The following is a 25,772-nucleotide window of genomic DNA, read 5'->3' on the forward strand; positions in this document are numbered from 1 at the left end:
GGACGAAAGTGACGCCGTCACGCCACCCGGAAAGCGCCGGGGGCGACGCCGACCCGCGCCTTGAAGGCGCGGTTGAGGTGGCTCTGGTCGCAGAAGCCGCAGAGCGCCGCGACCTCGGCCGGTGGCCTGCCCCCGGCGAGCAGGCGGCGGGCGGCCCGGACTCTGCGGTCGGTCAGGAAGGCGTGCGGCGTCAGGCCGGTGGCACGCTTGAAGGCGCGGATCAGGTGGTGGCGCGACAGCCCGGCGACGCGGGCGAGCGTGTCGAGATCGACGTCGTCGCCGTGGTGGGCGTCGAGATAGTCGCGCGCGCGGGCGACGGCGTCGGGCGCGTCGGCGACGGATGTGCGGGTGACGCCGACGTCGGCGTGGCGGGCGATCAGGACGGCGTAGGCGCCGACCAGCGCCTCGTCGGCGCCGAGGGCGGAGACGCCCGATTCGAGCCGGCGGTGGGCGAGCGAGAACAGCGCCGCCGCCTCGGCGTCGGCGGCCAGCGGGCTCCGGAAGCGCGGGACGCGGTCGCGGCCGGTGACCTCGGCGGCGACGGCGCGCATCATGTCCTCGGACGGGTAGGTCATGCGGTAGGCGTAGCCGGTGTCGGCGGGCTCGCCGTCGTGGACCTCGCCGGGGTTGACGAAGCAGACCTCGCCGGGGCCGGCGTAGTGGCGCACGCCGCCGAGCCGGTAGGCCTCGCAGCCGGCCTCGATCACGCCGACCACGAAGGTCTCGTGGCTGTGCGGGGCGTAGCGGTGCTCGCGGAAGGACGCGGTCAGGCACTCGAGCCCGCCGTGGCGGGTCGCGCGAAAGAAGCGCGCGCGGTCGCCGCCGCCGAAGCTGTCGAGGTCGATCGAGGCCTGCTGGTCCATCCTCGGTTCCGTTCCGTCCGCACTCTGCCCGTGGTGACCGATCCCGTGCCGGCCGTCTTGGACGAAAATGCTCAGCCGAGCGCCGCGGACGTGACGCGCTCGACGCCGGCGGCCGCCATGTCCGCCCACGCCCGCGCCAGCGAGCCGCCGAGGTCGATGCCGCGGCAGGCGTCCTCGATCACCACGGCGGCGAAGCCGGCGGCGCGGGCGTCGATCGCGGTCCAGCCGACGCAATAGTCGGTGGCGAGGCCGACGACGAAGACGCGCTCGACGCCGCGTTCGCGCAAGTAGCCGGCGAGGCCGGTGCGGGTGGCGCGGTCGGCCTCGCGGAAGGCCGAGTAGCTGTCGACGCCGGCGTTCCAGCCCTTGCGGATCACCAGTTGGGCATGGGGCACCTCGAGGCCGGCGTGGAGTTCGGCACCGGGCGTGCCCTGAACGCAGTGGTCGGGCCAGAGCACCTGGGTGCCGTAGGCGAGTTCGGTCGTCTCGAACGGTGCCTTGCCGGGATGGGCCGAGGCGAAGGAGGCGTGCCCGGCGGGGTGCCAGTCCTGCGTCAGCACCACGTTGGCGAAGCGCCGCGCGAGGGCGTTGACGACCGGCACGACGGCGTCGCCGTCGGCGACGGCGAGGGCGCCGCCCGGGCAGAAGTCGTTCTGGACGTCGACGACGATCAGGGCGTCGGTGGGTCTGGGCGACATGGCGGTCCTCCGGTCGCAGGCGGGGCAGGGCGATCTCGTTGGTAATGCAGGCGCTGGATCGGCTCAACCCGTCCCCGCGGGCGGACGTCGTTCCGCCTCCGGGCGCTCGCCGACCGCCACGATGCGCGCTCGCGCCGATTCCCGGCGGTCGCTTGACCCGTCCGGGTTCGTGGATGAGAGTGACTCATACATTGGAGGATCGTCATGAATTGCCGGACCAATGCATTCGTCTTGGGATTTCTCGCGTTGCTCGCCTCGCCGTTGCCCGCGGCCGCCGAGACCTACAAGGTCGTGCGCGACTTCTCCTACCTGAACCCGGGCGGCGTGTGGTCCTACGGGTCCGGCGACACGGGACGCTCGTTCACGCTCGTCCCGTCCATCACGGACGGCTGCGGCACGCCCGGGGGCCGCACCGACTGCTTCAGGGTCGGGAACGCGATCGTGTACATCAACACGTCGGGCAACGCCTTCGCCGACCCCGGGTCGGGGACGGTGCTGGTGGGCGACAACGTGCTGATGCTGCATCCGGCGGACGGCGTCGACGCGATCGTGCGCTTCCGGGCGCCGCGGGCGGGGACCTACACCTTCAAGGGTTCGTACGCGATCATGGACACGAGCCCGACCGGCATCGCGCCGAAGATCTTCGTCGGGGCGACCGACGTGACCAAGGCCGCGTTCGGGAGCAAGATCGACGTCGCGCTCACCGGTCCCGGGGCGGTGCTCGCCAAGAAGAAGCCGGGCGGCTCGAAGGCCTTCACCTTCACCCGGACCCTGAAGGCCGGCCAGCCGGTCTATTTCGGCGTCAACGCCCTCGGCAACTGGCTCTTCGACAGCACCGCGCTCAAGCTGGAGGTTCGGATCGGCGATCCCTGAGTGCCGGTCGGGGGCGGCGGGGCTCAGAGGCCCCGGATCATGGCGAGCCAGCCGTCCTCGTCGATCACGGCGATCCCGAGTTCGGTGGCCTTGGCGAGCTTGGAGCCGGCGTCGCGGCCGGCGACGACGAGGTCGGTCTTCTTCGAGACCGAGCCGGCGACCTTGGCGCCGAGGCGCTCGGCGGTGGCCTTGGCCTCGTCGCGGGTCATCTTGTCGAGCGTGCCGGTGAAGACGACCGTCTTGCCGGCGACCGGGCTGTCGGTGGCGACCGGCGGCACGTCGGGTTCGACCGTGACCTCGGCGAGGAGGGCGGCGACGGCCTCGCGGTTGTGCGCCTCGGCGAAGAACGTGATCACCGCGTTGGCGACGACGTCGCCGATGCCGTCGACGGCGTCGAACTCGCGCCGGGCGTCGGAGGCAGGGTCGGCGGCGGCGATCATCGCCTCCTGGAGGTGCTCCCACGTGCCGTAGGCGCGGGCGAGCAGCTTGGCGTTCTGCTCTCCGACGTGGCGGATGCCGAGGGCGAAGACAAAGCGGTGCAGCGCGATCGTGCGGCGGGCGTCGATGGCGGCGAAGAGGTTGCGCACCGAGACGGCGCCGAAGCCGGGGATGTTCTGGAGCCGGCGGATGCCGCCGGCCTCCTCGCGGCGCTTCAGCGTGAAGATGTCGGCGGGGGTGCGGATCCAGAGGTTGGGGTCGTCGACCGCGTGGAAGAACTCGATCTGGCGATCGCCGAGGCCCTCGATGTCGAAGGCGTTGCGGGAGGCGAAGTGCTTGAGCTTCTCCACTTGCTGCGCCGGGCAGACGAGGCCGCCGGTGCAGCGGCGGCGGGCGTCGAGCCGGCCGGTCTTCTCGTTCTGCTCGCGGACGGCGTGGCTGCCGCAGGCGGGGCAGACGTCCGGGAAGCGGTAGGGCTCGGCGTCCGCGGGGCGCTTCTCCAGCACCACGTCGACGATCTGCGGGATGACGTCGCCGGCGCGCTGGACGATCACGGTGTCGCCGACGCGGATGTCGCGGCCCTCGCGGATCGGCAGGCCCGACTGGTCGAGGCCGCGGATGTAGTCCTCGTTGTGCAGCGTGGCGTTGGAGACCACGACACCGCCGACGGTGACCGGCTCGAGTTTGGCGACCGGCGTCAGGCTGCCGGTGCGGCCGACCTGAATCTCGATGTCGCGCAGGACCGTGAAGGCCTTCTCGGCCGGGAACTTGTGGGCGGTGGCCCAGCGCGGGCTGCGCGAGCGGAAGCCGAGGCGCTCCTGCAGGGCGAGGTCGTCGACCTTGTAGACCACGCCGTCGATGTCGTAGTCGAGCGCGGCGCGGTCGGCCTCGATGCCGTGGTAGTGGGCGATCAGGTCTGCGACCGAGGCGCAGCGCACCATCCTCGGGTTGACCGGGAAGCCCCAGTCGGCGAAGCGCCGGACGGTGTCGTACTGGGTGGCGGCCAGAGGGGCCGACAGGTCGCCCCAGGCGTAGGCGAAGAAGCGCAGCGGGCGCTTGGCGGTGACCTCGGGATCGAGCTGGCGCAGCGAGCCGGCGGCGGCGTTGCGCGGATTGGCGAAGACCTTGCCGCCCTCGGCGCGCATGCGCTCGTTGAGGGCGAAGAAGTCCGGCCGGGCCATGTAAACCTCGCCGCGCACCTCGACGACGTCCGGCGCGTCGGCCGGCAGCAGCTGCGGCACGTCGGCGATGGTGCGGACGTTGGCGGTGACGTTCTCGCCGGTGAAGCCGTCGCCGCGGGTGGCGGCGACCTCGAGCCGGCGGCCGACGTAGCGGATCGACAGCGACAGGCCGTCGATCTTCGGCTCGGCGGTCATCACGGGCATCTCGTCGGCGGCGAGGCCGAGGAAGCGGCGGATGGTGTCGACGAAGTCGACGACGTCGGCGTCCTTGAACAGGTTGTCGAGCGACAGCATCGGCCGGACGTGCCGCACCTCGTCGAAGGCGCCCGACGGTTCGGCGCCGACCCGCCGCGACGGGCTGTCGTCGCGCACGAGGTCGGGGAAGCGGGTCTCGACGGCGAGGTTGCGGGCGCGCAACGCGTCGTAGGCGGCGTCGGAGATCTCCGGCGCGTCCTCGCCGTGGTAGAGCGCGTCGTGGTGCGCGATCTCGGCGGCGAGCCGCGCCAGTTCGGCGGCCGCCTCCTCGAAGGTCAGCTCGTCCACGGGTTTCAGCGCCAGGGAGTTGTCCGCCATCGTGCCTTCCGGGTCCTCTGCGAGCGGGGATTTAGACGACGGCCGGGGCTGGGGATCAAGAGCGGGGCGGGGGGGAATGGTGGATGCGCCGCCGGGTGCCGCCGGCTTGGTTCGTCAGGGCGTACCACCCACGACTTGCCATGCCCACGGCGGCATGTCGCCGTTGCGCCCGGACTCCCGTGGATGGCCCGCCTGCGCGGACCAGGTCACCGAAGGAGTCGCGCCTCGTTCTCTGTGCCAGCAAGGGGAGCGCCGGTCGGTGCGCGGATGACAGCTAGGTGCGGCGGCCATTCCGCTCCCGACCCGGCTTGGTCCGCGGAGGCGGGCCATCCACGGGGTTCCGCTCGCGCCTTCCCCTCCCGGCCGGGCGGCCCCGTCGGGACGTGGATGGTCAGCCTCACGCGGACCAAGTCGGCCTTGGGGGGACAAGTCGGCTTCGGCCCCTCCGCCGATCACTCCCCGGCGATCAGCTTGTCGGCGGCGGCGCGGGCCTCGGGGGTGATGCGGCTGCCGGCGAGCATGCGGGCGATCTCCTCGCGGCGGCGGTCGGCGCCGATCGGCTGGACGCTGGTGGCGACGCGGGCGCCGCCCTCGACGGCTTCCTTGGCGATCAAGAGGTGGTTGCCGGCGCGGGCGGCGACCTGGGGGGCGTGGGTGACCGAGAGCACCTGGACGCCACCGGCGAGGCGGGCGAGGCGGGTGCCGATCGCCTCGGCGACGGCGCCGCCGACGCCGGTGTCGATCTCGTCGAAGACGAGCGTCGGCGCCGAGCCCTTGTCGGCCAGCGACACCTTCAGCGCCAGGAGGAAGCGCGACAGCTCGCCGCCGGAGGCGACCTTCAGCATCGGGCCGGGGCGGGTGCCGGGGTTGGTCTGGACCCAGAATTCGACGACGTCGATGCCCTCGGCGGCACGCGCCTCCGGGTCGGTGGTGGTGGTGACGATGAAGCGGGCGCGTTCGAGCTTCAGCGCGGGCAGTTCGGCGGCGACCGCGGCCTCGAGCTGGCGGGCGGCCTTTTCGCGGGCGCGCGACAGCGCCGCGGCGCGGGCGTCGTAGGTGGCGCGGGCGGCGGCGGCGGCGCGGGCGAGTTCGCCGAGCCGGTCCTCGCCGGCGTCGAGGTCGGCGAGGTCGGCGGCCATGCGGGCGGCGAGGGCGGCGAGGTCGTCGGGCTGGACCGAGAACTTGCGGGCGGCGGCGCGGATGGCGAACAGCCGCTCCTCGACGCGCTCGAGTTCGGCGGGGTCGTAGTCGGCGGCGCGCAGCGCCTGCTCGAAGCCGGCGCGGGCCTCCTCGAGCTGGTCGAGCGCGCCGGAGAGCGCGGCGAGCGCGCCGCCGACCAGCGCCGCGACCTCGCCCTTGCGCTCCAGCCGGCGCATCAGCGACGACAGTTCGGGGATCGGCGAGCCGGAGCCGTTCAGCTGGTCCCAGGCTTCGCGCAGGTCGACCGCGACCTTCTCGGCGCGCATCATGCCCTGGCGCCGGGCGGCGAGGTCGGTCTCCTCGCCGGGCTCGGGGGAGAGCTTGGTGAGGTCCTCGACCGCGCCGCGCAGGTAGTCGGCCTCGCGGCGGGCCGATTCGATCCGCCGCTCGAGCTCGGAGACGGCGCGCTCGGCCCGTCGCCACTCGCCGTGGGCGGCGGCGACCGCGACGGCGTCGGCCTCGAGGCCGCCGAAGGCGTCGATCAGGCTGCGGTGCATCGCGGCGTCGACGAGGGCGCGGTCGTCGTGCTGGCCGTGGATCTCGACGAGTCCGGCGCCGATCCGGCGCAACAGCGCGGCGCCGACGGCCTGGTCGTTGACGAAGGCGCGGGTGCGGCCGTCGGCCGACTGGACGCGGCGCAGGATCAGGTCGCCGTCGTCGTCGATGTCGTTGTCGGCGAGGACGGCGCGGACCGGATGGTCGGGGCGGAGCGCGAAGACGGCGGTGACCTGGCCCTGATCGGCGCCGTGGCGCACGAGCCCGGCGTCGCCGCGCCCGCCGAGGGCGAGCGACAGGGCGTCGAGGAGGATCGACTTGCCGGCGCCGGTCTCGCCCGTGAGCACGGTGAGGCCGGGCGAGAACTCGATCTCCAGCCGTTCGATCAGGACGATGTCGCGGATCGAAAGCGTCTGCAGCATGGCTCGTCCGCAGGTCGGGCCGGCGGGCGGCCGGTCAGAGGATGGCGGCGCGGAACGCCTTGGAAATCCACGACGAGGTGTTCTCGCGCGGCTCCAGGCCCTGCGTCTGCAGGAGCTTGTAGGCGTCCTTGTACCAGCGGCTCTCGGGGTAGTTGTGACCGAGCACCGCGGCGGCGGTCTGCGCCTCGTCGACCACGCCCATGGCGTAATAGGCCTCGGTCAGGCGCTCCAGCGCTTCCTCGACGTGGCGGGTGGTCTGGTACTCGGTGACGACGACGCGGAAGCGGTTGATCGCGCCGATGTACTGGCGACGGTTCAGGTAGTAGCGCCCGATCTCCATCTCCTTGCCGCCGAGCTGGTCGCGGGCGACGTCGAGCTTCTTGCGGCCCTCGCCGGCATAGGGGCTGTCGGGATAGCGCTGGACCAGCTCCGACATGGCGTCCATCGCCTTCTTCGTCATGTCCTGGTCGCGGGTGACGTCCGGGATCTGGGCGAAATAGGACTGGCCGATGATGAACTGGGCGTAGGCCGCGTCCTCGGAGCCGGGATAGAGCGTAACGTAGCGCTTGGCCGAGGTGACCGCCTCGGTGAAGTTGCCGCGGGTGTAGTTGGTGTAGGCGGTCAGGATCAGCGACTTGCGCGCCCACTCCGAATAGGGGTGCTGCGTGTCGACTTCCTCGAACTTCTTCGTCGCGTTCTTGTAGTCGCCCTGCTGCAGGTAGGCGATGCCCGCGTTGTAGGAGACCTCGGCGGGGATTTCGACGAAGGGCTCCAGCGGTTCGTCGGAGGAGCAGCCCGCGAGCGCAGAGGCGCCGGCGAGGAGGACGACGGCGGCGACGGAGCGAACGAAGGACTGCCTCATGAAGACCCCGTGATGGTCCCGCGCGGCGGCCCGACGCGGCCCCGCCCGATCCTGGTATCGTGAATCCGCTGCGGTTCTAGCGCAAACCGATCCCGCACGCTACGTGCCCGCGGTCTCTGACGACAATAAGGCAGGCGGGCGCCCCGCGAACGGGGCGACGCGCGGCCGGTCAGATCTTGGCGGGGGCGAGCACGGCGGCGGCGAAGGCGGTGGCCTCGCCGGCGCTGCGCGTCTCGGCGTCGCGGACGATCTCGTGGGCCGAGGCGTCGGCCATCAGGGCCTTCAGCGCCATCCAGTTCAACTTGTGGCCGCCCTTGTAGGAGCGGAAATGGCCGAGGAAGGGCATGCCGGCGAGCGCGAGGTCGCCGACGGCGTCGAGGGTCTTGTGGCGGACGAACTCGTCGGTCCAGCGCAGGCCCTCGGGGTTGAGGATGCGGTCCTCGCCGATGGCGACGGAGTTCTCGAGCGAGGAGCCGAGCGCGTAGCCGAGCTTCCACAGCTTCTCGACGTCGCTCATGAAGCCGAAGGTGCGGGCGCGGGCGATCTCGCGGCGGAAGGCGCCGGGGACGAGGTCGAACACGTAGCCCTGGCGGCCGATCAGCGGCGAGGTGAAGTCGATGGTGACGTCGTAGCGGGTGCCGTCGAAGGGCAGGAACTCGGCGTAGGCGTCGCCCTGCTCGATCCGGACCGGGCGCAGCACGCGGACGGCGCGGCGGCCGGCCTTCAGGCGGACGACGCCGGCCTCCTCGATCAGGCCGAGGAAGGCCTCCGAGCAGCCGTCGGTGATCGGCATCTCCGGCCCGTCGATCTCGACGAGGGCGTTGTCGACGCCGGCGCCGCGGAAGGCGGCCATCAGGTGCTCGATGGTGGCGACCGAAAGGCCCTCGGCACCGATCACGGTGCAGAGTTCGGTGGCGACGACGCGGTCGAAGCGGGCGGGGATCTCGACCTCGCGGGCGCCGTCGGCGCGCACGAAGACGATACCGCGGTCGGCCTCGGCCGGGGAGACGGCGATGGTCGCCGGCTTGCCGGAGTGGACGCCGACGCCCGAGAGCACGGCGCGCCGCGCCAGCGTGGTCTGCCTGCCGAGATCGAAGCGCATTCGCGAAATCACCTGCGGGGTCTCCGTTGTCCGGTTCCGGAGGGCGTTCGCCGCGGGGCGCCCGCTCGCCTGTCAGAATCGAACGGTCACGTTAACGAAGACCGTTGAAGTCGGATCCGTTAGACCACGGGCCTCCCGCAAGGAAAAATCACTCTTGGTAACCCAATGTTACGCCTGCCGGCGCGGCGCGGCGCGGCGCGGCTCAGCGGGCGTGGGCGGTGAGCACCTTGACCGCGAACAGCGAGAACACGCCGGCGAAGACGTAGTCGACCGCGCGCATCACCCGCCGGTTCGACTGCAGCCAGCCGGCGAGGCGTTCGGCGAGCAGCACGGCGGCGGCGTTGAAGGGCATCGCCATCACGATCATCCAGAGGCCGAGGAAGATCAGCTTGCCGGTGACGTGCGGGTCGGCGGCGTCGACGAACTGCGGCAGGAAGGTCATGACGAAGATCACGACCTTGGGGTTGAGGAGGTTGACCCAGAGGCCGGTCAGGTAGTTCGAGGCCATCGAGTTGCGCCGCCCGAACTCTTCCCTGCCCAGCGTGAAGGTCGAGCCGTGGCGGATCGCGCCGATCGCCAGCCAGACGAGGTAGGCGGCGCCGCCGGTCTTCAGGAGCGTGAAGGCGGTCGGCGAGGCGACGATCAGCGCCGAGACGCCGAAGGCGACCAGCAGCGTGTGCAGGACGATGCCGGTGGAGGTGCCGAGCACCACCATCATGCCCGCGCCCTTGCCGTCGGCGATGGCGCGGCCGACCGAGAGCGTCATGTCCGGCCCGGGCGTCGCGGCGAGCAGCCAGACGGCGACGGTGAAGGTGGCGAGCGTCGGCCAGTCGGGCAGGAAGGTCATCTCGGATCCGGGAAGGTCGGGGAAGGGGCGGGGAGAGGATGGCGCGTCGACGGGCGCGCGCCACCCGATTCGCGCGGGTGGGGCGTTCAGAGCGGGGCGGTGGCGGCGGCGAGCCACGCGCGGTCGTCGGCCTCGGCGAGGTGCGGCATCAGCGTGTCGCGGACGCGGGCGTGGTAGTCGTCGACCCAGGCGCGCTCGACCGGGGCGAGCAGCGCCGGCTCGATCAGCCGGCGGTCGATCGGGGCGAAGGTAATGGTCTCGAAGGCCATCATCGGCCGCTCGCCGCCGGGCGGCGTCTGCGGCTCGCCGACCACGACGAGATTCTCGATCCGGATGCCGTAGGCGCCGGTGCGGTAGTAGCCGGGCTCGTTGGAGAGGATCATGCCCGGCTCGAGCGGCACGTTGGCGATGCGCGAGATCCGCTGCGGGCCCTCGTGCACCGACAGGAACACGCCGACGCCGTGGCCGGTGCCGTGGTCGAAGTCGAGGCCGGCCTCCCACAGCGCCTGACGGGCGAGGATGTCGAGATGGCCGCCGTGGGTGCCCTTCGGGAACACGGCGCGGGCGATGCGGACGTGGCCCTGCAGGACGCGGGTGAAACGGTCGCGCATCTCGGCGGTCGGCTCGCCGACGGCGAGGGTGCGGGTGATGTCGGTGGTGCCGTCCTCGTACTGGGCGCCGGAATCGATCAGGTAGAGTTCGCCCGGCCTGATCGCCCGGTTGGTCTCGGTGGTGACGCGGTAGTGGACGATGGCGCCGTTGGGGCCGGCACCGGAGATGGTGTCGAAGGAGATCTCGCGCAGCGCGCCGGTCTCGGCGCGGAAACCCTCCAGCGCGGTCGCGGCGGCGATCTCGTCGAGGCCGCCCTTCGGCGCCTCGCGGTCGAACCAGGCGAGGAAGCGGACCATGGCGGCGCCGTCGCGGACGTGGGCGCCGCGGGTGCCGGCGAGTTCGGCGGCGTTCTTGCGCGCCTTCGGCAGCACGACGGGATCGCGGCCGTCGACGATCCGCCCGCCGGCCCCGGCGACCAGCGCCGCGACGCGGGCGGCGGCGGTGGCGCGGTCGACCAGCACGCGGGCGCCGCCGGCGCCGAGGGCGGCGAGGGCCGGCTCGAGCGCCGCGGGCGCCTCGACGTCGGCGACTTCCGCGAGGGTGTCGCGAACGGCGTTGGAGAGCTTGCGGCCGTCGACGAACAGGGTGGGGCGGCCGTCGGCGCGCAGGATCGCGAAGGACAGCGGCAGCGGGGTGTGGGCGACGTCGGCGCCGCGGATGTTGAAGGCCCAGGCGATCGAATCGGGCTGGGTGATCACGGCGGCGTCGGCGCCGGCCTCGGCGATGGCGCGGCCGACCCGGGCGAGCTTGTCGGCGACCTCCTCGCCGGCGAGCGCGGCGGGGTAGACGGTGACGGCGCCGAGCGGCGGCTCCGGCCGGTCGGCCCAGACGGCGTCGACCGGATTGCCCTCGACCGGGACCAGCGTGGCGCCGACCTCGGCGAGCGCCTTCTCGAAGCGCTCGACCTCGGCGGCGGTGTGCAGCCACGCGTCGTAGCCCACGCGGGCGCCGGCGCCGACGCGGGTCTTCAGCCAGGCGTGCGGCGGCTCGTCGGTGAGGTGGTGCGGCACGAAGGCGGCGGTGTCGACCTGGGTGCGGACCTGGAGGGTGTAGCGGCCGTCGACGAAGATCGCGGCCTCGCCGGCGAGCACGACGGCGATGCCGGCCGAACCGGCGAAGCCGGTCAGCCACTGCAGGCGCTTGGCCGAGTCCGGGATGTACTCGCCCTGGTGCTCGTCGGCGAGCGGGACCAGGAACCCGTCGAGGCCGCGGCGCGACAGCTCGGCGCGCAGCGCCTTCAGACGAGCCGGGCCGGCGGTCGGATCGCCCACCGTCTCGAAGGTCTGGAACATGGAACGTCTCCGCAGGCGGACCTCAGGGGCGCGTATCAAGACCCCGGGCCGGGCGGGGGTCAAGACGGCCGAACGGTGATGCGCGCCGTGCGCATCACATGGCGCGATCATGTCGGTTCTCATGCGGAGCGCGCGGGTCTGCCCCGCCGCGACGGGGCTGGCGGTGCGGCGACGCCTTCGCCATGATGGCGAACATCGGGAGGAGGAATCGCCGTCGGGAACGGTCTTCGCCGTTCACATCCACGAGGATTTCGCCATGTTCCGCTACGATCACGGTCCGCGCGTCGTCTCCAACAGCCGCGGTGCCGGTCTTTTCCGCCGCACCTACGAAGCCATGCTGGGCGCCCGCGAGCGTCAGGCCCGGCAGGTCGCGAGCCGCTACATCCTCGCCCTCGACGACGTCGCCCTCGACCGGCTCGGCTACGACCGGCCGACGCTCGAGGCGCAGGGTTACCTGCACCCGCTCTGATCTCGTCGCGCAGGTTGCGGCGAGCCCCGGTTCGCCGGGGTTCGCCCTCAGCCGGCGATGCGGCGTAGCACCAGGGTCGACCAACCCTCGCGGCGGATCTCGCGCTCGCGGGCGAAGCCCTGGGCGCGGAAGGCGGCGAGCACGCTCGGCGCCTGGGTCGTCAGGATGCCCGACAGCACGACGGTCGCGCCCGGGCGGGTCTGCGCGCGGAAGCGCGGCGACAGCTGCTTCAGCGGCCCGGCCAGGATGTTGGCGACGACGAGGTCGAAGATCCGGCCGCGGATCGCGGCGTGGTCGAAGCCGGCGGCGGTGACGCAGCGGAACAGCCCGCCGACGCCGTTGAGTTCGGCGTTCTCGAGCGCGATGCCGACAGCGAGCGGGTCGATGTCGCTGGCGAGCACCGGCCGGCGGCCGTCCTTGGCGACGGCGATGGCGAGCACGCCCGAGCCGCAGCCGAGATCGAACACCTCCCGGTAGCGGCGGGTGCGCAGGAGCCGAGACAGCGCGACGAGGCAGCCCCAGGTGGTCGGGTGATGGCCGGTGCCGAAGGCCTGGTTGGCCTCGATCTCGAGCCCGATCAGGCCGGCGGGCAGGTTGGCGCGGTCGTGGGCGCCGTGGACGACGAAGCGGCCGGCGACCACCGGCTTCAGGCCGGCCAGACTCAGCGCGACCCAGTCGACATCAGGCACCTCGGTGACCGACAGCGGCGCGGCGAAGGCGTCGGAGCCGAGCGCGTCCTTGACGCGGGCTTCCAGTTCCTCGGCGTCGTCGGCGAAGTACCACGCCTCGACGGCCCAGTCGTCGCCGTCCTCGAACCAGGACACCGGCCCCTCGTCCTCGAAGGCCGCCTCCATCAGGGTGGCGATGCGTTCGGCTTCCTCGCGGCCGGCGAGGAGACGGACCTGGAACTGCGGCATGGACGGATCCCGTTTCGGCGGCGGCGCGCGGTGGTGTAGGGTGCCCCGGGCATCCTTGTCCAGACGTCGATTGCGTTCGATCAAGGCGGCGACGCAGCGAAGACGCCATCACCGGCGGACCATGACCGATCCCGTCGCCTTCCTCCTCGCCGTCGTCACGCTGCTCGCGACCCCCGGCCCCACCAACACCCTGCTCGCCGCCTCCGGCGCCGCCGCCGGGCTTCCGCGCTCGCTGCGCCTCGTGCCGGCGGAGATCGCGGGCTACGGCCTCGCGATCGGGCTGCTGACGGCGGTGGTCGGTCCGGCCGCGGTGGCGGCGCCGCTGCTGCCGGCGGCGCTGAAGGCCGCGGCGGCGGTGTATCTGGCGTGGTCGGCGGCGCGGCTGTGGCGGGCCGGTGGCGCGGCGCTCGCGGGCGTACCGGCACCGGCGACGGCGGCGCGGGTGTTCGCGACGACGCTTCTCAACCCCAAGGCCCTCGTCTTCGCCTTCGCGATCTTCCCGGCGGGATCGCCGGCCTCCTTCGCGCTCCATTTCTTCGCCTTCGCGGCGGCGGTGGTGGCGGTGTCCACGGGATGGATCGCGGCGGGCGCCGCGATCGCGCGCAGCCCGGGCGGTGTGGTTACGCCGGCGCGGGTGTCGCGGGTGGCCGCGGCGGTGCTGGCGCTGTTCTCTGTGCTGCTGGTCGCGGACGCCTCGGCGGCGGTGCTCGCGGGCTGAAACGCCCGAGCCGTCAGTCCCGCGTCGCGGCGAGGCGTTCGGCGAGGGCCGCGAGGCAGCGCGGGCACAGGCAGTCGGCGACCGGGCCGGCCTCCGGTGGCAGCGGCATCGGCAGGCGGAACGGCAGGCCGGCGCACCAGCAGGCGTCCGGGCCGCGCCCGCTCAGGCATTCGAAGGGCGCGCCGCAGGTCTCGCAGACCATCGGACGCGGCGGGGGCGGGGGCGTCGTCACTTCTTCTCCACGAAGCTCTCGACGACGCGCTTCTGGCCGGCCTTGTCGAACTCGACGGTGAGCTTGTTGCCCTCGACCGCCGACACGGTGCCGCCGCCGAACTTCAGGTGGAACACCCGGTCGCCGATCGAAAAGCGGGCCTCGCCGGTGGTGACGGACTTGGCGACCAGTTCGCCCTCGATCGTCCGCGGCGCGCGGCCGTAGGGCGCCTGACCGGGCGAGGCGAAGCCGCCGCGCCCGCCGCCGGCGCCGCCCGCCGCGGCGCGCGCCTTCTGGGCGCGCTGCCAGCCGGGCGTCTCGTAGTTGGACGAGAAGCGCTCGACCTGATCGAAGCGCGAGGCGCCGTAGGGGTTCTGGCGGCCGTAGCCGCCGTAGTTGGAGCCGGTCTCGGCGATCTCGACGTGGGCCTCGGGCAGCTCGTCGAGGAAGCGCGAGGGGATCGAGGACTGCCAGGATCCGTGGATGCGTCGGTTGGAGGCGAACCAGATGGCGCAGCGCTTCTTGGCCCGGGTGATGCCGACATAGGCGAGCCGGCGCTCCTCCTCGAGGCCGGAGCGGCCGCCCTCGTCGAGGGCGCGCTGGTGCGGGAACAGGCCCTCCTCCCAGCCGGGCAGGAACACGGTGTCGAACTCGAGGCCCTTGGCCGAGTGCAGCGTCATGATCGACACCGCCTCGCCGGCGTCGCCGGAGTCGCGGTCCATCACCAGCGAGATGTGCTCGAGGAAGCCGGCCATGCCGTCGAACTCCTCCATGGAGCGGATCAGCTCCTTGAGGTTCTCCAGCCGGCCGGGCGCCTCCGCCGAGCGGTCGTTCTGCCACATCTCGGTATAGCCGCTCTCCTCGAGGATCAGCTCGGCGAGATCGGTGTGCTTCATGGTGGGAAGCTGGTCGCGCCAGCGGTCGATGCTCTCGACGAAGTCGCGCAGCGCGACGCGGGTGCGGCCCTTGAACTCCTCGGTGGCGATCAGCTGGCGCGTCGCCTCGGTCAGCGGCACCCGCTCGCGGCGGCCGAACTCGTGCAGCACCCGCAGCGTGGCGTCGCCGAGGCCGCGGCGCGGGGTGTTGACGATGCGCTCGAAGGCGAGGTCGTCGGCCGGCTGCGAGACGAGGCGGAAATAGGCAAGGGCGTCGCGGATCTCGAGGCGCTCGTAGAAGCGCGGGCCGCCGATCACCCGGTAGGGCAGGCCCATGGTGATGAAGCGGTCCTCGAACTCGCGCATCTGGAACGAGGCGCGCACCAGGATCGCGACGTCGTCGAGGCCGACGCCGCGGCGCTGGCAGCGCTCGATCTCCTCGCCGATCGCGCGGGCCTCCTCCTCCGAATCCCAGGACGAGGCGACCGAGACCTTGGGATCCTCGGGATCGCCGGCGGCGTCGGTGAACAGCGTCTTGCCGAGGCGGGCCTCGTTGTGGGCGATCAGGTGCGAGGCGGCGGCGAGGATGTGCCCGGTCGAACGGTAGTTGCGCTCGAGCCGGATCACCTTGGCGCCCGGGAAGTCGCGCTCGTAGCGCAGGATGTTGTCGACCTCGGCGCCGCGCCAGCCGTAGATCGACTGGTCGTCGTCGCCGACGCAGCAGATGTTGCGCGCGCCCTGGGCGAGCAGGCGCAGCCAGAGATACTGCACCACGTTGGTGTCCTGGTACTCGTCGACCAGGATGAACTTGAAACGGCGGTGGTACTCGGCGAGCACGTCCGGGTGGTCGCGCAGGACGGCGAGCGTCTCGAGCAGCAGGTCGCCGAAGTCGCAGGCGTTCAGCACCTTCAGGCGGGCCTGATAGTCGGCGTAGAGCTTGCGGCCCTGGCCGTTGACGTAGGCGCGCGCCTCGCCCTCGGGGATCTCGTGGGGCCGGAGGCCCTTGTTCTTCCAGCCGTCGATGGCGGAGGCGAGCTGGCGCGCCGGCCAGCGCTTCTCGTCGATGCCCTCGGCCTGGATCAGCTGCTTCATCAGGCGCAGCTGGTCGTCGGTGTCGAGGATGGTGAAGTCGGAGCGGAGCCCGGCGAGCTCGGCGTGGCGGCGCAGCATCTTGACGCCGATCGAGTGGAATGTGCCGAGCCAGGGCATGCCCTCGACCGCCCCGCCGACCAGATGGCCGATGCGCTCCTTCATCTCGCGCGCGGCCTTGTTGGTGAAGGTGACCGCGAGGATCTCGGAGGGAAAGGCGCGGCGCGTCGCCAGGATGTGGGCGATGCGGGTGGTGAGCACGCGCGTCTTGCCGGTGCCGGCACCGGCCAGCACCAGGACCGGACCGTCGAGGGTTTCGACCGCTTCGCGCTGCTCGGGATTCATGCCGGCGAGATAGCCGCCGGCCGCGGGGGCCGCCGCCGCACCCATCGCGCGGGCGGCGATGCCGCCGGGACGGGGACCCTGGAACTCGGATGCGGACATGGCGGCGGACTGATTCTTCGGAAGCTGCATGGAAGAACGATATAGCAACGCCGCGGCGACGGCGAGGCACGTCGCGGCGAAGCACAGGTGCGCTGCGGCGTCAGCGGACCCGTTCGGCGGCCTCGGCCACCAGCGCCTCGTTGTAGATCCGGAGCGCCTCGACGTGGGTCGCCCAGGCGATCATCCGGTCGGGCGCGGCGGGATCGACCACGGCGATCTCGGCGGCGCGGGTGAAGTCGAACAGCTTGAGCGCCCGGGCGAGGCTGTCGCCCGGGTGCAGCACCGTGCCACGCGGATAGTCCTCGGGCAGCGGCGCCGGCGTCACCAGCGGGCTCATGAAGCGCTCGACCTTGAGCGCGCGCATGGTGTGGCGGTGGGCGCCGTCGCGCAGCAGGATGCCGCGCATCTCGAGCTGCCAGTCGATCAGCGAACGGCCGTGCAGCGCGTGGGTGGTGGCGTTGGCCATGGCGACGCAGAGCAGCAGCGCGATCGAGAGCTGGAAACCGCCGGTCAGCTCGAACACCATCACCGCCGTCGAGATCGGCGCGCCGAGCATGGCCGAGCCGACCGCGGCCATGCCGAGCACGGCATAGACCGGGTGGCTCGACGCCAGCGACGGCACCAGCGACGACGCGATCCGCCCGAAGGCACCGCCGGTCATGGCGCCGACGTAGAGCGAGGGGAACACGATGCCGCCGCCGAAGCGCGAGGCGAGCGTCACCGCGGTCGCGACGATCTTGGCCGCGATCAGGGCGAGCAGCAGCGGCACCGCCATGTCGGAGCGCAGCGCCGCGTCGACGGCGGCGTAGCCGATGCCGAGCACCTGCGGGAAGGCGAGGCCCATGGCGCCGACCACGACGCCGCCGAGCACGGGCCGCGCCCACAGCGGCAGCGGCAGGCGGCGGGCGGCGAGGTCGGTGCCGACCAGCGTCCACTGGAACAATACCGCGGCCGCGCCGGCGGCGACGCCGAGCAGCGCGAAGGCCGGGAACTCCGCCAGCGAGGCGACCGCGACGTCGGGCATGGCGAAGGCCGAGACGTCGCCGTGGAGGGCGCGGTAGGGCACCACGGCGGCGGCCGCCGCGATCACCGTCGGCACGAAGGCGCCGAGGGCGTAGTGGCCGAGGATGACCTCGTGGGCGAACAGCACGCCGGCGAGCGGGGTGTTGAACGAGGCGGCGATGGCACCCGCCGCGCCCGCGGCGATCAAGGTCCGTGCGCCGTCCGGCGGCAGCCGGAAGCGGTTGCCGAGCGAGGTCGCGATGGTGCCGCCGAGGTGGACCATCGGCCCCTCGCGGCCGGCCGAGGCGCCGGCGCCGAGCGAGACCACGGTGGCGACCGCGCTGGCGACGCCCGGCCAGAAGGCGAGCCGGTCGGCGCTGCCGGTGCTGCGGGCCTCGACGACGTCGGCGATCGAGGAGGTGCGCTGGTTCGGCAGGAAGACGGTGAGGAACAGGCCGACGGCGAGGCCGCCGAGCACCGGCCCGGCCATCACCCGCCACCACGGCGCGGCGGAGGCGGCGGCGAGGAAGCCGGCCGTGTCGGTGCCGAGCCAGAGCCGTTGCAGCGCCTCGACGCCGGCGTGGAAGGCGAGCGCCGCGCCGCAGGCGGCGAGGCCGACGAGGAGGGCGAGAGCGGCGAGTTGCGGCCTCCGCTCGCGCCGGAAGGCGGCGAGATGGACGCCGACCGAGCCCGACAGGAAGCGGCGGACCGCGTTCATGCCGAGGCGGGCCGGGCGGACGACAGCGCGATGCGGCGGCCGATGTCCTCGACCGGCGCGAGGCCGGACTCCGCCAGCTCCCAGGCCGCGAGGCTCACCGCCGCCTCGTCGGGGAAGCGGGCGACGCGGCGGGTCGCGGGATCGACGTGGAGCAGCAACTGCTCGGAGGTGGCGTGCAGGAGGCCGGAGACGGCGTCGCGCATCTCGAGGAAGAGGTGGACGCGCTTGGCGTCGTGGCCGACCAGCCGCACCGAGGTGCGCACGATGCCGTCGGGCGGGACCTCGGCGAGGTAGCGCAGGTGCACCTCGACGGTGAAGAAGGTGCCGCCGCCGGCCGTGCGCCAGCTCTCGCCGAGGCCGGCCGCGTCGAGCGCGAGGTCGACCGCGCGGTCGAACAGCACGTTGTAATAGGCCATGTTGAGATGGCCGTTGTAGTCGATCCACCCGGGTTCGAGACCGGTGGGCGGGGTGGTGAAGGGCACGGCGTGGGACATGCCTCCGGGATACAGGAGCGGCGCCCGCCGTTGAAGCACCCCGATCGTCTCAGAGCCTGTTTCAAAAGCCGGCCGGGTCGGTCCGCCGGTGCTTTTCCGCCGTCGGTTCGTCGCCAATCCTCGCCGATGCTTCCGGCATCGGCTGCGTTTGGCTCCTGCCGACGACGAAAAACCCCCAGGCGCCCCTCGGTCGCCGACTTTTGAAGCAGGCTCTCAGCGGCTGAAAACCCGTTCGACGGCAAGGCCGCTCCGCGCCAGGAGGGCCGGGACGTCGCCGGCGCCGACGAAGGAATCGAGGTCCACCACCAGGACGGCCAGGCCGGGTCGTTCGAGGCGCTCGACGATCCAGCCGGCGATGATCAGCGGTTGCCGGCGGTCGAAGGTCTCGAGCTTGGAGCCGCGGACCTGGAACGAGGGCGCGACGGCGCTCCAGCGCGCGACGTCGCCGCTCCACCACGCCCGGGCCTGCAGCCGGATCGCGGCACCGTCGTCGGCGGTCACCGCGAGCACCTGCTCGAGGCCGGCGACGTCCTCGTCGATGGTCATGTCCTTGGCGAAGGCGAGATACGCCGCGCCGTTGGAGACGGTGACGACGGGCGTGCCGACCTCGCGCGAGAAGCGGCGCACGGCCGCGCGGATCCCGGCTCTCTCCAGGCCGGCGTGACGCACGGCCCGGTCGAGGAGCGTCAGTGCCGCCATCCAGCCGCGCGCGCGCTCGATCGTGGCGAAGTCGAGCCCGATCTCGCCGCAACGCCGCTTCAGCCGGTCCAGGAGATCGGGCGGCAGGTCGTCGGCGAGGGTTCCACTGGCCTTCGATCCGGCGGCGAGCGCAGTCAGCCCGGTGAGAAGGCCGGCGCTGCCGGCGTCCGTGAAGTCGACGACGGCGACCTCGTCGGCCGCGCGGATCGCGGCGCGGGCGGCGGTGCCGAGGATCTCCATGCCGGGTTCGATCGCCATCGGCAGGGCATGGACCACGATCGTCGTGTCGGCGTCGCGGATGCGCCAGAGCGGCGGCGATCCGGGCTCCACGGCCCCGGCCGCGTGCGGCGACAGGGTGGCGAGGGCGAGGATCGCGAGGCGGAGGAGGGAGCGGAGGAACGCGCGAGGGTTGTCCATGGCCGCAGGAAATCACCATCCGGCGATGGTCGCAACCAGGGATCGCGTCGGCGCGAACGGCCGTCCCGTTCCACGCCGGCGGGCGTCGCTCACTCCACCCGTTCGGTCGCGACGCCCTTGTCGGCGAGCAGGCGCTGGACGCTGTCCGGGCCGCCGAGGTGGGCGGCGCCGACGGCGACGAAGGCGGTGCCGGAGCCGGCCATCAGCGCGGCGATGCGGTCGGCGAAGGCGCGGTTGCGGCGCACGATCAGGGCCTCGTAGGCGCCGGGGTCGCTGTCGCGGATGGCCCCGTCGCCGATCGTCTCGAGGGTGTCGACGTCGCCGGAGGCCCAGGCCGCGACCAGCCGGCGCAGGGTGGCGGCGCCACCCTCGGCCTCGTCGAGGGTCTGGCGCAACAGCGCGAGCTCCTGCTCGTCGGTCAGGGAGGAGAACAGCTTCAATTGCGCCTCGCCGGTCTCGAAGGCGCGGATCGGCTTGTCGCGCATGGCGGCGAGGCGGGCGAGCTGGAGGTCGGTGCCGGGGCCGTCGAGGCCGGCGCCCTTGGCGAGGCCGACGGTGAGCTGCACCGCCGCCAGCCAGGGCCTGAGCCCTTCGAGCGAGGCGACCGTCATCCCCGCCGCGGCGGCGACCCGGTCGAGCTTCGCGCGCTCGGCGGCGGAGAGCCGGCTCGTCAGGCTGCGGTCCGGGCTGGTGCCGTGCTTCGCCATGGCGAGGAACCCGGCGCTGTCGTCGTTCAGGAGGTCGATCTCGAGCCAGAGCTCGTCGGATGCGTCGAAGGCGTCGTCGATCGCGGCGGTGTGCCACTCGCGCGTGGTCTCGAGGACGTGGACGGTGCCGAGCAGCCAGACGGTGGAATCGGCGTCGCGCGCCACCCAGAGCGCCGGATCGGCGGCGGCCGGCGCGACACCGGCGACGATCGCGGCGGCGGCGGCGAGGGTGCGCCAGCGGTGAGGCGCCGCGGCACGGCCCGGGCGGTTCTGCATCCCAGCCATTCTCCCGGTTCGATTGGGAAAACACGCGGCGCGCCCTTGGATCGGCGGCCGGTCCTTTGATACGGTCCCGGGCGAAGCGTATACGAGTGGTAAAGGGCGGGACATGGGCAGCGGCATCATCGCGGTCGAGCGCAACGAGGCGGGCATCGCCGCCGCGGTGGACGCGCTGGCGGCCCGGTTCGGCGACCGCTTCAGCCGCGCCATGGCGGTGCGCCTGCAGCACGGCCATACCACCTCGCGGATTCCGAACCAGCCGCCGGACGGCGTCGTGTTCGCCACCTCCACCGCCGAGGTCGCCGAGACCGTGCGGATCTGCGCCGCCCACCGTGTGCCGGTGATCCCGTTCGGCACCGGCACCTCGCTCGAGGGCCACGTCAACGCGCCGGGCGGCGGCATCTCGATCGACCTGTCGCGGATGGACCGCATCGTCGCGGTCAACCCGGAGGACCTCGACTGCACCGTCGAGGCCGGCGTCACCCGCAAGCGCCTCAACGAGCACCTGCGCGACACCGGACTGTTCTTCCCCGTCGATCCCGGCGCCGACGCCTCGATCGGCGGCATGACCTCGACGCGCGCCTCCGGCACCAACGCGGTGCGCTACGGCACCATGAAGGACCTCGTGCTGGCGCTGACGGTGGTGACGGCGAGCGGCGAGATCGTCCACACCGGCTCGCGCGCCAAGAAGTCGTCGGCCGGCTACGACCTGACGCGGCTCTTCGTCGGCGCCGAGGGCACGCTCGGCGTCGTCACCGAGATCACGTTGAAGCTGTTCGGCATCCCCGAGGAGATCGCCGCCGGCGTCTGCACCTTCCCGACCGTGCGCGCCGCCTGCGAGACCGTGATCGCCACGATCCAGTCGGCGATCCCGGTGGCGCGGATCGAACTGCTCGACACCCTGCAGGTCCACGCGGTCAACAACTACTCCAAGCTCGGCCTCGTCGAGGCGCCGACGCTGTTCCTCGAGTTCCACGGCACGCCGGAGGGCGTCGCCGAGCAGGCCCGCCGCTTCGGTGCGATCGCGGCGGACTTCGGCGGCACCGGCTTCACCTTCGCGACCAGGCCCGAGGAGCGCACCCGGCTCTGGCAGGCCAGGCACGACGTCTACTGGTCCTGCAACGCGCTCCGGCCCGGCTGGGTCGGCATGGCGACCGACGTCTGCGTGCCGATCTCGCGGCTCGCCGACCTCGTCGACGAGACCATCGCCGACGTCGAGCGTCACGGCCTCGTGGCGCCGATCGTCGGTCACGTCGGCGACGGCAACTTCCACCTCCAGCCGATGATCGACCCGGACGATCCCGCCATGGACGCGGCGGTCGACGGCGTCGTCGAGCGGCTTGCGCTGAGGGCGATCGAGATGGGCGGCACCTGCACCGGCGAACACGGCGTCGGTCAGGGCAAGACGCAGTATCTCGACCGCGAGCACGGCGGGGCGATGGCGCTGATGCGCGCCATCAAGGCCGCGCTCGACCCGGACGGCATCATGAACCCCGGCAAGATCTTCGCGATGCCGAAGCCTGTCGCCGCAGAGGAGCCGGGGCCCTGAATTCGCTCTACTTCAGCATCGGCTTCGCGATCATCCTGGCGCTCGCCGCGGCGCTGGTCGGGCCGCTGTTCGTCGACTGGACCACCTATCGCGCGGCCTTCGAGGCGCGCGCCGGCGAAATCCTCGGCCAGCCGGTCCACGTCGCCGGCACGGCCGACATGCGCCTGATCCCGATCCCGACCCTCGACTTCACCGACGTCGAAATCGGCCCGGACCCGAAGCGGCCGATGATGAAGGTGGCGCGCTTCGAGCTCGAGGTCGAGCTGTTCCCGCTGCTCTCGGGCGAGGTCAACGTCACCAGCATGCGGCTGCAGCGGCCGGAGGTGACCGTCTCGCTCGACGCCGGCGGCGCGACCGGCTGGGCCGCCGCCGGGCGGGCCGACGGTGTGCTCGACCCGGCGCGGGTGACGCTCGCCAACGTCGAGATCGTCGACGGCCGCGTCGTCGTCGCCGACGCGCGCAGGCCGGCGCCGCTCGTGATCACCGGCATCGACGCCCGGCTCGACGCCCGCTCGCTGGTCGGGCCCTACAAGATCGACGGCGCCATGGTGGTGGACGGCGAGGCGGTGAGCGTGCGCGCCTCCACCGGCACCCGCGAGGCCGACGGCTCGGTGGTGCTGAAGCTCGCGGCGACGCCTGCCGACCGGCCGGTGTCGATCGCGCTCGACGGCAAGCTGTCGGCGGCGGCCGGCGTACCGCGCTTCGCAGGCAAGGCGAGGGTGGAGCGCGCGATCGCCAAGGACGACCGCGAGACCATGCCCTGGGCGCTCGCGGCCGACGTCGAACTCGATCCGGCGCGCCTGCTCGCCAAGGACCTCGACTTCCGCTACGGCCCGGAGGACCGGCCGTTCTCGATCACCGGGGCGACCACGGTCGACCTCGTCGATCCCCCCTATTTCGAGGCGGTCCTCTCGGCCCGACAGATCGACCTCGACCGCACGCTCGGCAAGGGGCCTGAGGCGCCGGTGTCGTTCCAGGCGGTGCTCGCCGCCATGCGCGACACGCTGGCGACGCTGCCGCGGCCGCCGATCGACGGGCGGATCGGCTTCGACATCCCGGGCGTGGTGGTCGGCGGCGGCATCGTCTCCGACCTCCGGCTCGACGTCGCCGTCGCCGAGACCGGCTGGACGGTGGAGACGCTGGAGGCCGGCCTGCCCGGCCGCACCACCGTGGTCGCTACCGGCGACCTCGTCACCGACGGCCCGATCGCCTTCGAGGGCAGTCTCGCGGTGCAGTCGGAACAGCCGGCGACGCTGGTCGGCTGGTGGCTGCCCGAGCGGCCGAAGACCACGCTCGACGCCTTTTCCGCACGCGCCCAGGTCTCGGCCTCCGCCGCCGGCCTGACGCTCGCCAACCTCGACGCACGCCTGCGCGAGGCCCGCGTCACCGGCGCGGTCGGCTACGTGCCGGCGGTCGGGACCAAGCGGTCGCGGGTCTCGCTCGACCTGTCCGCCGGTTCGGTCGACGCCGACCAGGTGGCGGCGGTCGCCGGCTTCGTCGCCGGCGACGGCGGAGCGCTCGGCGGAGCCGACCTGACGCTGTCGCTGACCGCCGAGGCGCTCGCCGCCGGCGACGCCACCGCCCGCAAGATCGACGTCGCCGCCGGCCTCGCCGACGGCGTGCTCCGCGTCGATCGGCTCTCGATCGGCGACCTCGCCGGCGCGCGCGTCGCGGTCTCCGGCGAGATCCGCGACGTCGCCTCGACGCCCGACGGTTCGATCCAGGCGCGGCTGTCGGCCGAGAAGCTCGACGGTGTCGCCCGGCTGGTGGCGGCACTGGCGCCCGATTCGGAGGCGGCGCGGATGCTCGCCGTCGCCGCGCCGGTGCTCGCCCCGGCGATGGTGGAGGCGACCGTGACGGCGCAGCGCGCGTCCGACCGCACCCGCGCGAGCGTGACCGTGACCGGCGACGCCGGGGGCTCCTCGCTCGACGGCAGCCTCGCCTTCGACGGTCGGGTCGACCGCTGGCGCGAGGCGACGGTCGACCTCAAGGCCGGCGTGCGCGGGCCGGACGGCGTCCGGCTGATGCGCCAGCTCGGCATCGACGTGCCGGGCCTCTCCGACGCCGGCGCCGCCACGGTCGGCAGCCTCGCCGTTGCCGCCAAGGGCCGGCCGGCGGACGGCCTCGCCGTCAACCTCGACGGCAACCTCGGGCCGACCCGCGTCGCGGTCGCCGGCACCGCCCGCGCGGCGCCGGACGCCGACGCGACGGCGGCGCTGAAGGTGTCGCTGGCGAGCCCGGACGTCGGGCCGATCCTGGCGCTCGGCGGCGGCGTGATGGGCGACCTGCTCGCCTCGACCCCGGCCGATCTTTCCGCCGAGGTCGCGGTCGACGGCCCGCGGATCGCGGTCGGGGGCCTGAAGGGCGTCGTCGCCGGCCAGCGGGTCGAGGGCGACGTCGCGGCCGATTTTTCGCCGGCGGTGCCGGCGCTGAAGGGCACGCTGGCGCTCGAGACCGCGAGCCTCGTCGGGCTCGGCGAGCTCGCGCTCGGCCCCGGCACGCTCGACATGCCGATCGTGGCGAGCCGCAGTCCGTGGCCGGAGGCGCCGTTCGGGCCGACCGTCCTCGACGGCGTCGACGCCGACCTCGCGCTTTCGATCGGCCGGGTCGACCTCGCCGACGGGCTGGTCGCCGACGACGCCCGCTTCGCGTTGCGCGCCTCGGCCTCCGGCGTCGGCTTCGACGGCATCTCGGCCCGCCTCGCCGGCGGCACGCTCACCGGCAACCTCGTGGTCAAGCAGGATCTCGAGGGCACCGCGGCGCTGAACGGCACCCTCAGGCTCGACGGCGCCGACGTCGGTGCGCTGGTCTGGCGATCGGGCGACCGGCCGGTGGTGACCGGCACCGCGACGGCCGAACTCGAGGTCGCCGCGTCGGGGCGGACCGTCGCCGGGCTGATGGCGTCGGCGAGCGGCGGCGGCAGCTTCGCGGTCGCGGACGGCCGCGTCCGCTCGTTCAACCCGAACGCCTTCGCCGCGGTGATCCGCGCCGCCGACGCCGGCCAACCGATGACCGACGATCGCATCGCCGAGCAGTTCACCGCCGCCGTCGACGCCGCCGACCTGCCGTTCGCACGGCTCGAGGGCACGTTCACGCTCGCCGGCGGCACGCTGCGCGCGCCGGCCGTCCAGGTCTCCGGCGGCCCGGCCGACCTGACCGGCACCGCCACCGTCGACCTGCCGCACGACAGCCTCGCCAGCGACTGGACCCTGGTCGCCGCGGACGTCGAGCGTTCGGCGGGCTCGCCGCCGCCGCAGGCCGAGATCCTGTTCCGCGGGGCCCTCGACGCGCCGACGCGCAAGATCGACGTCGCCGCCTTCTCCAACTTCCTCGGCATCCGCAGCTTCGAGCGCGAGACCCAGCGCGTGCTGCTGATGCAGGCCGACATCCTGGAGCGCGAGCTTCTGACCCGTACGGTGCTGCGCGGCCGCGAGGCGGCCGAACGGCGCGCCCGGGCCGAGGAGGAGGCGCGCCGGCGCGCCGAGGCGGAGAAGGCCGCGGCTGAAGAAGCAGCGCGCCTCGCCGCCGAGGCCGAGAAGGCCGCCGCCAAGGCCGCAGAGGCGGAGCGCCGCCGGGCGGGCGGCGGGGCCACCGCGGCGCCCGACGACTTCACCCGCCAGATCGAGCAGCGGCTGCAACGGATCCCGGCGACGACGCCCGCACCCGCGACGCCGGATCCCGGCGCGCTCCCCGGCGTCTCGGTGCAGCCGCCGCCGGGCTGAGGGC

General features: G+C 73.1%; 20 protein-coding genes. 5 read left to right on the forward strand and 15 right to left on the reverse strand.

Translation table 11 applies throughout. From position 1 onward, the window contains the following. Positions 1-17: 17 nt before the first annotated feature. Both EDD54_RS11960 and pncA read right to left on the reverse strand, forming a co-directional pair. Entirely contained in the window at positions 18-863 is an 846-nt protein-coding gene (locus tag EDD54_RS11960) for an AraC family transcriptional regulator (protein ID WP_126541388.1), read from the reverse strand. Between the two features lie 71 nt (positions 864-934). Continuing rightward, on the reverse strand, positions 935-1,561 hold the full coding sequence (gene pncA / locus EDD54_RS11965) for a bifunctional nicotinamidase/pyrazinamidase (RefSeq protein ID WP_126541389.1): 627 nt from the start codon (positions 1,559-1,561) through the stop codon (positions 935-937). A 246-nt stretch (positions 1,562-1,807) separates the two neighbouring features. On the opposite strand from pncA, the gene EDD54_RS11970 reads away from it, so the two are divergent. Continuing rightward, positions 1,808-2,434 carry a hypothetical protein gene (locus EDD54_RS11970; protein ID WP_126541390.1) on the forward strand — a complete coding sequence of 209 codons (627 nt, stop codon included), beginning with the start codon at positions 1,808-1,810 and terminating at the stop codon, positions 2,432-2,434. Positions 2,435-2,457: 23 nt separating this feature from the next. Here EDD54_RS11970 and ligA read toward each other — a convergent pair whose 3' ends face one another. From ligA to EDD54_RS12000, 6 genes are all read right to left on the reverse strand, one after another. Continuing rightward, on the reverse strand, positions 2,458-4,626 hold the full coding sequence (gene ligA / locus EDD54_RS11975) for an NAD-dependent DNA ligase LigA (RefSeq protein ID WP_126541391.1): 2,169 nt from the start codon (positions 4,624-4,626) through the stop codon (positions 2,458-2,460). Positions 4,627-5,078: 452 nt separating this feature from the next. Further along, complete coding sequence (gene recN / locus EDD54_RS11980; protein WP_126541392.1) at positions 5,079-6,743, reverse strand: DNA repair protein RecN; 1,665 nt, start codon at positions 6,741-6,743, stop codon at positions 5,079-5,081. Positions 6,744-6,777: 34 nt separating this feature from the next. Continuing rightward, positions 6,778-7,605: an outer membrane protein assembly factor BamD gene (locus tag EDD54_RS11985; RefSeq protein ID WP_126541393.1), complete on the reverse strand. Its 828-nt coding sequence runs from the start codon at positions 7,603-7,605 to the stop codon at positions 6,778-6,780. Between the two features lie 169 nt (positions 7,606-7,774). Beyond that, positions 7,775-8,707, reverse strand: coding sequence for a UDP-3-O-acyl-N-acetylglucosamine deacetylase (lpxC, locus tag EDD54_RS11990; protein ID WP_126541394.1), 933 nt, complete (start codon positions 8,705-8,707; stop codon positions 7,775-7,777). Positions 8,708-8,909: 202 nt separating this feature from the next. Continuing rightward, positions 8,910-9,554, reverse strand: a complete 645-nt coding sequence (locus EDD54_RS11995) for a LysE family translocator (RefSeq protein WP_126541395.1) — start codon at positions 9,552-9,554, stop codon at positions 8,910-8,912. 86 nt (positions 9,555-9,640) lie between these two features. Next, on the reverse strand, positions 9,641-11,458 hold the full coding sequence (locus EDD54_RS12000; RefSeq protein ID WP_126541396.1) for an aminopeptidase P family protein: 1,818 nt from the start codon (positions 11,456-11,458) through the stop codon (positions 9,641-9,643). Between the two features lie 256 nt (positions 11,459-11,714). Between EDD54_RS12000 and EDD54_RS12005 the strand changes: the two genes are divergently transcribed. Next, entirely contained in the window at positions 11,715-11,927 is a 213-nt protein-coding gene (locus tag EDD54_RS12005; RefSeq protein WP_126541397.1) for a hypothetical protein, read from the forward strand. A gap of 47 nt (positions 11,928-11,974) precedes the next feature. Here the strand turns inward: EDD54_RS12005 and EDD54_RS12010 are convergent, their stop codons facing one another. Then, positions 11,975-12,844, reverse strand: coding sequence for a 50S ribosomal protein L11 methyltransferase (locus EDD54_RS12010; protein WP_126541398.1), 870 nt, complete (start codon positions 12,842-12,844; stop codon positions 11,975-11,977). Between the two features lie 121 nt (positions 12,845-12,965). On the opposite strand from EDD54_RS12010, the gene EDD54_RS12015 reads away from it, so the two are divergent. After that, entirely contained in the window at positions 12,966-13,562 is a 597-nt protein-coding gene (locus EDD54_RS12015; RefSeq protein ID WP_126541399.1) for a LysE family transporter, read from the forward strand. Positions 13,563-13,575: 13 nt separating this feature from the next. On the opposite strand, the gene EDD54_RS12020 is transcribed toward EDD54_RS12015, so the two are convergent. The 6 genes from EDD54_RS12020 to EDD54_RS12045 all read right to left on the reverse strand — a co-directional run bounded on the left by EDD54_RS12020 (position 13,576) and on the right by EDD54_RS12045 (position 20,494). Beyond that, positions 13,576-13,794 (reverse strand): cysteine-rich CWC family protein, encoded by a 219-nt coding sequence (locus EDD54_RS12020; protein WP_126541400.1) that lies wholly within the window; start codon positions 13,792-13,794, stop codon positions 13,576-13,578. Next, positions 13,791-16,181 (reverse strand): ATP-dependent helicase, encoded by a 2,391-nt coding sequence (locus EDD54_RS12025; protein ID WP_245515733.1) that lies wholly within the window; start codon positions 16,179-16,181, stop codon positions 13,791-13,793. The genes EDD54_RS12020 and EDD54_RS12025 overlap by 4 nt, the downstream gene beginning before the upstream one ends. A gap of 100 nt (positions 16,182-16,281) precedes the next feature. Next, complete coding sequence (locus EDD54_RS12030) at positions 16,282-17,901, reverse strand: chloride channel protein (RefSeq protein ID WP_126541402.1); 1,620 nt, start codon at positions 17,899-17,901, stop codon at positions 16,282-16,284. Then, entirely contained in the window at positions 17,898-18,395 is a 498-nt protein-coding gene (locus EDD54_RS12035) for a thioesterase family protein (RefSeq protein ID WP_126541403.1), read from the reverse strand. Before EDD54_RS12035 ends, EDD54_RS12030 begins: the two co-directional genes overlap by 4 nt. A 213-nt stretch (positions 18,396-18,608) precedes the next feature. Beyond that, entirely contained in the window at positions 18,609-19,511 is a 903-nt protein-coding gene (locus EDD54_RS12040; RefSeq protein WP_126541404.1) for a TraB/GumN family protein, read from the reverse strand. An 89-nt stretch (positions 19,512-19,600) separates the two neighbouring features. Beyond that, positions 19,601-20,494 (reverse strand): TraB/GumN family protein, encoded by an 894-nt coding sequence (locus tag EDD54_RS12045; RefSeq protein ID WP_165644576.1) that lies wholly within the window; start codon positions 20,492-20,494, stop codon positions 19,601-19,603. 112 nt (positions 20,495-20,606) lie between these two features. Between EDD54_RS12045 and EDD54_RS12050 the strand changes: the two genes are divergently transcribed. After that, positions 20,607-22,046, forward strand: a complete 1,440-nt coding sequence (locus EDD54_RS12050; protein ID WP_126541406.1) for an FAD-binding oxidoreductase — start codon at positions 20,607-20,609, stop codon at positions 22,044-22,046. Between the two features lie 29 nt (positions 22,047-22,075). Beyond that, the gene (locus tag EDD54_RS12055; protein ID WP_483466549.1) at positions 22,076-25,768 is read left to right on the forward strand and encodes an AsmA family protein; all 3,693 of its coding nucleotides are present in this window, start codon (positions 22,076-22,078) and stop codon (positions 25,766-25,768) included. Positions 25,769-25,772: the final 4 nt, after the last annotated feature.

Origin of the sequence: Oharaeibacter diazotrophicus (assembly GCF_004362745.1) — a bacterium.
GTDB classification, from domain to species: domain Bacteria; phylum Pseudomonadota; class Alphaproteobacteria; order Rhizobiales; family Pleomorphomonadaceae; genus Oharaeibacter; species Oharaeibacter diazotrophicus.

Excerpts from the sequence above, each read along its gene's own strand:
- EDD54_RS11960 (WP_126541388.1), bottom strand. The coding sequence starts at position 863 with ATGGACCAGCAGGCCTCGATCGACCTCGACAGCTTCGGCGGCGGCGAC.
- pncA (WP_126541389.1), bottom strand. The coding sequence starts at position 1,561 with ATGTCGCCCAGACCCACCGACGCCCTGATCGTCGTCGACGTCCAGAAC.
- ligA (WP_126541391.1), bottom strand. The coding sequence starts at position 4,626 with ATGGCGGACAACTCCCTGGCGCTGAAACCCGTGGACGAGCTGACCTTC.
- recN (WP_126541392.1), bottom strand. The coding sequence starts at position 6,743 with ATGCTGCAGACGCTTTCGATCCGCGACATCGTCCTGATCGAACGGCTG.
- EDD54_RS11985 (WP_126541393.1), bottom strand. The coding sequence starts at position 7,605 with ATGAGGCAGTCCTTCGTTCGCTCCGTCGCCGCCGTCGTCCTCCTCGCC.
- lpxC (WP_126541394.1), bottom strand. The coding sequence starts at position 8,707 with ATGCGCTTCGATCTCGGCAGGCAGACCACGCTGGCGCGGCGCGCCGTG.
- EDD54_RS11995 (WP_126541395.1), bottom strand. The coding sequence starts at position 9,554 with ATGACCTTCCTGCCCGACTGGCCGACGCTCGCCACCTTCACCGTCGCC.
- EDD54_RS12000 (WP_126541396.1), bottom strand. The coding sequence starts at position 11,458 with ATGTTCCAGACCTTCGAGACGGTGGGCGATCCGACCGCCGGCCCGGCT.
- EDD54_RS12005 (WP_126541397.1), top strand. The coding sequence starts at position 11,715 with ATGTTCCGCTACGATCACGGTCCGCGCGTCGTCTCCAACAGCCGCGGT.
- EDD54_RS12010 (WP_126541398.1), bottom strand. The coding sequence starts at position 12,844 with ATGCCGCAGTTCCAGGTCCGTCTCCTCGCCGGCCGCGAGGAAGCCGAA.
- EDD54_RS12015 (WP_126541399.1), top strand. The coding sequence starts at position 12,966 with ATGACCGATCCCGTCGCCTTCCTCCTCGCCGTCGTCACGCTGCTCGCG.
- EDD54_RS12025 (WP_245515733.1), bottom strand. The coding sequence starts at position 16,181 with ATGTCCGCATCCGAGTTCCAGGGTCCCCGTCCCGGCGGCATCGCCGCC.
- EDD54_RS12030 (WP_126541402.1), bottom strand. The coding sequence starts at position 17,901 with ATGAACGCGGTCCGCCGCTTCCTGTCGGGCTCGGTCGGCGTCCATCTC.
- EDD54_RS12035 (WP_126541403.1), bottom strand. The coding sequence starts at position 18,395 with ATGTCCCACGCCGTGCCCTTCACCACCCCGCCCACCGGTCTCGAACCC.
- EDD54_RS12040 (WP_126541404.1), bottom strand. The coding sequence starts at position 19,511 with ATGGACAACCCTCGCGCGTTCCTCCGCTCCCTCCTCCGCCTCGCGATC.
- EDD54_RS12045 (WP_165644576.1), bottom strand. The coding sequence starts at position 20,494 with ATGCAGAACCGCCCGGGCCGTGCCGCGGCGCCTCACCGCTGGCGCACC.
- EDD54_RS12050 (WP_126541406.1), top strand. The coding sequence starts at position 20,607 with ATGGGCAGCGGCATCATCGCGGTCGAGCGCAACGAGGCGGGCATCGCC.